This window comes from Xanthovirga aplysinae (assembly GCF_009711365.1).
GTDB classification, from domain to species: Bacteria; Bacteroidota; Bacteroidia; order Cytophagales; family Cyclobacteriaceae; genus Xanthovirga; species Xanthovirga aplysinae.
Map to the genome: position 1 here is coordinate 1 of NZ_SMMB01001045.1, position 6,988 is coordinate 6,988.

5 protein-coding genes are annotated in these 6,988 nt (G+C 36.3%); 1 reads left to right on the forward strand and 4 read right to left on the reverse strand.

Annotated elements, in window-relative coordinates:
- Positions 1 to 52: 52 nt before the first annotated feature.
- The 3 genes from E1171_RS11270 to rnr all read right to left on the reverse strand — a co-directional run bounded on the left by E1171_RS11270 (position 53) and on the right by rnr (position 4,027).
- The gene (locus tag E1171_RS11270; RefSeq protein WP_155206109.1) at positions 53 to 676 is read right to left on the reverse strand and encodes a rhomboid family intramembrane serine protease; all 624 of its coding nucleotides are present in this window, start codon (positions 674 to 676) and stop codon (positions 53 to 55) included.
- Positions 677 to 820: 144 nt separating this feature from the next.
- Positions 821 to 1,798: a polyprenyl synthetase family protein gene (locus E1171_RS11275; protein WP_155206110.1), complete on the reverse strand. Its 978-nt coding sequence runs from the start codon at positions 1,796 to 1,798 to the stop codon at positions 821 to 823.
- A gap of 45 nt (positions 1,799 to 1,843) precedes the next feature.
- A complete protein-coding gene (gene rnr, locus E1171_RS11280) occupies positions 1,844 to 4,027 on the reverse strand; it encodes a ribonuclease R (RefSeq protein ID WP_155206111.1) in 2,184 nt (727 codons plus the stop codon).
- 456 nt (positions 4,028 to 4,483) lie between these two features.
- On the opposite strand from rnr, the gene E1171_RS11285 reads away from it, so the two are divergent.
- The gene (locus E1171_RS11285) at positions 4,484 to 5,350 is read left to right on the forward strand and encodes an energy transducer TonB (protein WP_155206112.1); all 867 of its coding nucleotides are present in this window, start codon (positions 4,484 to 4,486) and stop codon (positions 5,348 to 5,350) included.
- Between the two features lie 418 nt (positions 5,351 to 5,768).
- Here E1171_RS11285 and E1171_RS11290 read toward each other — a convergent pair whose 3' ends face one another.
- Entirely contained in the window at positions 5,769 to 6,941 is a 1,173-nt protein-coding gene (locus E1171_RS11290; RefSeq protein ID WP_155206113.1) for a DUF3103 family protein, read from the reverse strand.
- Positions 6,942 to 6,988 lie beyond the last annotated feature (47 nt).

Sequence of the window (6,988 nt, forward strand, 5' to 3'; positions counted from 1 at the left end):
GGGTAGTTGATCAACTACCCTTTCTTTATTATTCTTAAAACCCTTTGAGCTATTAAAAGAAACGGTAACTCAAAATCTGGCTAATAAAAAATGGAAGCACATCTGGTTTAATCGCCAAAGTGAAAACAACCCCAAATAAAGCGCCAAAAAGGTGGGCATCGTGGTTTATATTGTCAGCCATACGTTTGCTTTGATATACCGAATAAAGGACGTATAGAGCCCCAGCAATAAAGCCTGGAATTCCTATAATCGCATAAATATAAATTTTTTCGGTAGGGTTCATTAAAATGCTGCTGAATACAATGGCTGCTACCCCTCCCGAAGCTCCTAGGGAGTTATACCAACTATTATTCTTATGCTTAAGGTAAGAAGGAATGGAAGAAATAATAATCCCCATGAGGTAAAGCCCTACAAACAGTAACTTACCTAAATCTTCCCCGAACAAAATGCCATAAATATGCTCCACCATTTCCCCAAAAAAATAAAAGGTAAACATATTAAAAAATAAATGGGCCTGGTCAGCATGAATGAATCCGGAGGTCAAAAAACGATGATATTCATTTCTCTGATGAACCACATATGGATTCATAATCCATTTTTGGGCAAGATCTTGCCTTTTCCAAGCCGAATAGCTGGCAATGACGGTTATGATTATGATAATAAGTGTTATCGACATGATTGATTAATTAATAATGAAAAATCAAGAATGAATTAAAAATTGGAAATGACCAAAAAGAATATTGATGAGTAATATATTTCAAGGCAAACCTTTCTAAATCATTTCTGTTTAGGGATATTCATTCCTATTCCTTAATTACTGTCACTTTTCTCTATTGATTAGGTCTTGAGCAAAGCTTTTAAGAACCGCTACTTTTTCCCTAGGAACCTTTAATTGATCGAGACATTCAAACCCTAACTCAAAAAAGGTATTCATTTTAGATTCTGTAGTTTCTTTAACCCCCAACTTGTCATAAATGGTGGTTACGGCTTTTACTTTTTCTGTATTGTCAAAGTCTCTTTGGCTTAACCAATAGTCCAAAGCTTCTTTTTGTTCTCCTTCAGCTTTCTCCAAAGCCTCAATCAATAGAAACGTCTTTTTATTGGCAATAATATCTCCGCCTAATTGTTTTCCAAATTTATTTTGATCAGCATATACATCAAGGAGATCATCTTTAAGTTGAAAACCAACTCCTATATTCACCCCAAAATCATAAAGGGCTTGGCAACTTTCTTTATCTGCTCCCGCTAATAAAGCACCCAACTCTAAACTAAAACCCAAGAGAACAGCAGTCTTCAAGCGAATCATGTGTAGATACTCTGCTTCACTAACTTCGGAACGGTCTTCAAAATTCATATCTAGTTGCTGACCTTCACATACTTCGGTAGCACATTGATTAAATTTACTTAAGGCCAATGGTAATTTTTCAGCCTCAATATTTAAAAGTAAATCATAAGTTTTCACAAACATCACATCCCCGGACAGAATCGCAATATTATCATTCCATTTTTCATGGACGGTAGATTTCCCCCTTCGCAAAGGAGCTCTATCCATAATATCATCATGCATAAGGGTGAAATTATGAAAGACTTCCACAGCCAATGCTGGTTTCAAAATCCGCTCCCAATCTTCCCGAAACAAGCTGTAAGACACCAAACTGAGCAACGGTCTAAGCCTTTTTCCTCCCAGTTTCAATATGTAGTAAATAGGATCATATAATTCTACAGGTTTCTCCCCTACATCCAAATTTTCTACCTCATGATTTAATTTATCCATCATGAGCTGTAATGCTGTATTCATTTAAAAAGTGTTGGTTCTTTTATTGGTTAATACAATCTGCTCGTCCTAGCGATGTCTTCGACTAGCCGGCATATCAGAAAATTCCAAATCAATGGTTCTTCTGTCAATATCCGTAGCTTTGACTCGTACTTTAACCTTATCTCCTAAGGTGATCATCTTTTTATTACTGCGGCCTACCACACAATAGTTTTTTTCGTCAAACTCATAATAATCGTCGGTCATATCCACCATGCGAACCATACCTTCACATTTGGTTTCTATCATTTCAACAAAAATCCCCCAATCGGTAACACCTGTTACCAGTCCCTCATAGTCCTTATCTTCGGCATTTTGCATAAACTCCACCTGCTTATACTTAATAGATGCTCTTTCGGCATCTGCAGCACGTTTTTCTCTCTCTGAAGAATGTATACATTTTTCTTCATAAGGATTTTTCTTGACACTTCTCTTTTTATCCAGATAATGTTGCAATAAGCGATGAACCATAACATCCGGATAACGACGGATTGGAGAAGTAAAATGAGTATAGTGGGAAAAGGCTAAACCAAAATGGCCGGTAGACTCTGTAGTATAGCGGGCTTTGGCCATAGAGCGAACCGCAAGGGTTTCCAAAACATTCTGTTCAGGTTTCCCTTCAATTTCATCAAAAAGCCTATTCAAAGTATGAGAAATAGAGTCATCCTTAAGCTGTAAAGCATGCCCAAAACGCCTGGCAAAAATTGAAAAGCTTTGCAATTTCTCCGGATCGGGGTTTTCATGCACACGGTAAACAAAAGTATTTCTTGGCTCCTCTTTTTTCATTTTAAAAATAAACTCGGCAACATGCTTATTGGCCAATAGCATAAACTCTTCGATAAGAAAATGTGCATCTTTCCGCACTTTTGGAACCACACCTATTGGTTTCCCTTTTTCGTCGAGTTTAAATTTCACCTCCACACTTTCAAAATTGATAGAGCCATTTTTAAAACGCCTTTCCTTCAGCTTTTTACTAAAACCATGTAAAACTTGAAGTTCTTCTTTATAATCCCCTTCTCCACTTTCAATGACTTTTTGAGCGTCTTCATAGGTAAACCGACGATCGGAGTAAATTACTGTTCTACCAAACCACTGGTTTACTACTTCCCCATGCTCATCCATCTCAAAAACTGCTGAGAAAGTTAGCTTTTCTTCCTGAGGGCGCAGAGAGCATAATTGATTAGAAAGCCTTTCGGGAAGCATAGGTATAGTTCGATCCACCAAATAGACAGATGTAGCTCGTTCAATTGCCTCCTGATCGAGTAATGTCCCTGGTTTTACATAATGGGAAACATCAGCAATGTGGACACCTATTTCGTAGTTTCCATTTTCCAGTTTTTCTACTGACAGGGCATCATCAAAATCCTTTGCATCTTCGGGGTCAATGGTAAAAGTGGTGATAGCACGCATATCCCTTCGGTTCGGCAACTCCCCTTCAATATCCTCTTTAATACGTTTAGCAGCTTTTTCCACATTCCCGGGAAAAGAAAAGGGCAAATCAAACTCCGCCATAATGGAATGTATTTCCGCCTCATTATCCCCCGATTTACCCAAAATTCGGGTAATTTTCCCTTCAGGTTTACGATCTTTGTCAGGCCATTGGGTTATTTGTACCACTACCTTGTCATTATGCTGGGCTCCGGCCAGACCTTCAAGAGGAACAAAAATGTCGTAGTACATTTTCTTAAAATCCGGCACAACAAATGCAAAACGAGTAGATATTTCCACCTTCCCGGCAAAAGTATCTCTTTTACGTTCCAATACTTCAACTACTCGTCCTTCAGGGCGTTTTCCCTTTCGTAAAGAATCCTTCAAAGCTACCTTCACCAAATCACCATCCAAGGCATAATTCATATCCCTGGCTTTGATCCAAATGTCCTCTTCTGAGGCTTCCGAGATCACAAAACCATGACGGGGATTCACATAATCTACCCTACCGGTTATGTATTCCGGCTCTTCCAAAGAAAAATAATGATGATCTTGGGTTTCACCTATCAACCCGTTATTAACCATATTGGTTAATAACCCTCCCACAATTACCTTCCCTTTTTGGTCCTTTACACCTAAATTCTTATTAATCTGGCGAGCTGAAAAAGAAAGCCCCGGGTTGTTTTTCAAAAATTTAAAGATATGCTCACGAATATCAGCGGGCGCTTTGGATTTACGGTGGCGTTTATGTTTTACCTTAAAATACTCTTTTTTCTTTTTTTTCATCAGTTAGAATGCTGCTAAAAGCACAACCTATTAATATGAAAAAACTTGCTAAAAATTGATTACAAGTTCTTTTTAGAGAACGATGTTCTGTCTTTAAAAGTTATTACTTAGGCATTTTCCAATAGTAAACAGCTTCAATCATTCCATTTGACTTAGCAGCAATTAATTTTTCCCAAAAATAGTAAATTGTCCTAACACTTTTCAGGACCCTATGGATAAATAGGTTTTAATCTAAAAATCTGAATTGTTTTAATTACCAAAAAAATACTTTAATAAAAGTATTACCCCTGATCAAAACCTTTTTCGCAAAATAATACCGTTCTTAGAACTATTGTCGGCAATAGATTTTCTCTGCACCCAATTATTTGCCTTTTTCTATTCAAAAAAACAATGCTCTTGACTAGAAAATTTAACATGACTTTTTGTAAAGTTCAGAACTAAATAAACCTGAGAATTATGAAAAATCAATTTCATTTAATTATTCCTGCCCTTATTCTTTATTTAATTGGATGTCAGCCTCCAAAAGATCATCCAAGGTTGACAGAATTGGTAATCCAGGATCAAAAAGATCGAAAAGAATTGAGTCCTAAATTGACGAAAAATGATATTGCAAGAAGACAAGAAGTCAAACAAATTCTTGAAAAGGAAAAGTTAAAAACTTCAAATGATTATTTTAATGCAGGTATTGTTTTGCAACATGGTGAGAACCCAGAAGACTATCAAGAAGCCCATCAACTCGCAAAAGTAGCAGTTAATATTGACCCCGAAAATAAAGAAGCAAAAATATTAATTGCTCAATCCAAAGACAGATACCTTAGAAGTACTAATAAGCCCCAATGGTACGGAACTCAACGTATCTCACTTGGAGACAAAGATTATCTTCAACCTATGGATACCTCTAGGGTGACAGAGAGAGAAAGAAAAGAATTAGGCCTTAAGACATTAAAAGAGTTGTTAAACTATTTTAATAAAATCCACCAGCGTTCTGAAACTGATATAAGTAAATATTTTTTAAGTGAAAATGACTCCTTATACAGAGCTTATAATTTAGAGATCAAAGCAGAAATTATTGGATCCTTTTCAGAATTAATTGCTAAGATGAACTATCCCAAAGAAGCTCTTCAAAATCAAATTAGTGGAAAAGTGCTTGTTCAATACACCATTGATCCTAACGGAAATGTAAAAGATCCTTTTGTAGTTGAAGGAATTGGTTATGGATGTGATGAAGAGGCTTTGCGGATTATTCAAATGGCAAAATACAAAAACTTTATGGGTGTGAATATTGAACGCAGAACCCGAATTCCTTTTGAGATAAAATCTTAAAGTAAAAATAATCTTTGATATTTTAGGCAATACCCCTTCACAAACCAAGGATTTTAAAATCTATTCAGCAGAGGAAAGATATCATAAACTGTCATAAGAGAATCCTTGGGTTATTCAACGATTCTCGAATTATTACCTCTCTTCATTTCTTGGAGTTTAGGTCAAAATATTGAGTCGAATAATGAAGAATTAGATTAAACGAACTAAACCAATCGAATCAACCACTTTTGATATTTTGTATTTTATAACATTGAAAAGGAGGCCTACAATTTATCAAAAATTTAAAAGGAAAAATAACCCTAATGAAAATGAGGGTAAAATTGTCAAATCCCACCCTCATTATTTTCTTCCAATTTACAAGGTCATCATTATAATTAGATTTAGGACACAAATTGACCTGAAGACTTTTTTCCTGAGATTAATTTCCTTCAATGGTAAGTGGACTTAGGCTGATGGTTGCATTTTTGCCTGCTCCCAACAAATTGTTGTAGGACCTATCCTTTTGGATGGTATAAAAAGAATCGATATAATCATCGTCATCTGTCCAAAAATCATCAGGCATAGCTTCTATAATTGCGCCCGCAATTTCTCCTAAAGCACTTAACCAAGGAAGTTCTGTTAAAATGCCTGTAATGGTGAACACCCCTTCAACAAGAATAGTAACTAACTCTTCATAATTGTAATTACTGTCCTGCTCAAAGAGCTGAATATTTGCAGCCTGATAATCATAATCATCCCAAAATAGGACAACCTGATTGGGATAATAAGTTTCCCCCTGATTATCGAGGTATTGCATGGCAATAACATTAATTTGCGCTTCCTTATCGTCTCCCTCAGCCCTTATGCCAGACGTTACAGCATAAACCTCCGAGGCTCCTTTAATCCATGGTTCCTTATTATCAGCTAGGGAAATAGCATCAAGTACGGTAGTTTCCAGAGCATTGTTTATTTCTAAATTTCCTTGTCTTCCTTTTCGCAGACTTTCCTTTTGCAAACCATGCTCTTGCAATCTTTGGTTAATTCGATCCACCTTAATTTTTAATGCCTCGAAACCGTCTGTTTCAACCACTAAAACTGGCCGATTAGGGGCCTGATTAATGTCAAGATAGACAACCTCTTGTTTTAAATTGTATGCAGTAATCTTATCCCAGTCCCTTTCATTTCCCTTAGGTGCAAAAGCAATCAGAAGGTCTTCCAGTTCAAAAGAGGCGGACGGTTCATGTAACCAAACCTCAGGCACTTCAATTCTTTTCGGACTTTTTATATTTTGGAATTGGTTTTCAGCATCCTCTATCATTTGTTGCAATCTATTAAAGGATTGCCCTTCTTCATTTTGCTCCTCCATATTTTCCAATACATCTCTTAATTCCACCCCCCTTTTGTTTTCTTGGAGTAATGGAATTGTTGCGGATAAATTGGCATGATTTTGCAACAATTGACTTAACTGGAGAGACATTTCACTTTTATCAAGACCGTTTTGCTGATTTTCCTGGTCCAATTGAGCTGGAACCACTTCCTCATTTCGTTGACAACTTGTGGAAATTAATATTACCCCAAGGACAAGAATACAAATTACTTTAGTAGTTTTCATTATGGTTTTGTTATAGTTAAAGATTAATAAAAATTAATTATTATATG

Excerpts from the sequence above, each read along its gene's own strand:
- E1171_RS11270 (WP_155206109.1), bottom strand. The coding sequence starts at position 676 with ATGTCGATAACACTTATTATCATAATCATAACCGTCATTGCCAGCTAT.
- E1171_RS11275 (WP_155206110.1), bottom strand. The coding sequence starts at position 1,798 with ATGAATACAGCATTACAGCTCATGATGGATAAATTAAATCATGAGGTA.
- rnr (WP_155206111.1), bottom strand. The coding sequence starts at position 4,027 with ATGAAAAAAAAGAAAAAAGAGTATTTTAAGGTAAAACATAAACGCCAC.
- E1171_RS11285 (WP_155206112.1), top strand. The coding sequence starts at position 4,484 with ATGAAAAATCAATTTCATTTAATTATTCCTGCCCTTATTCTTTATTTA.
- E1171_RS11290 (WP_155206113.1), bottom strand. The coding sequence starts at position 6,941 with ATGAAAACTACTAAAGTAATTTGTATTCTTGTCCTTGGGGTAATATTA.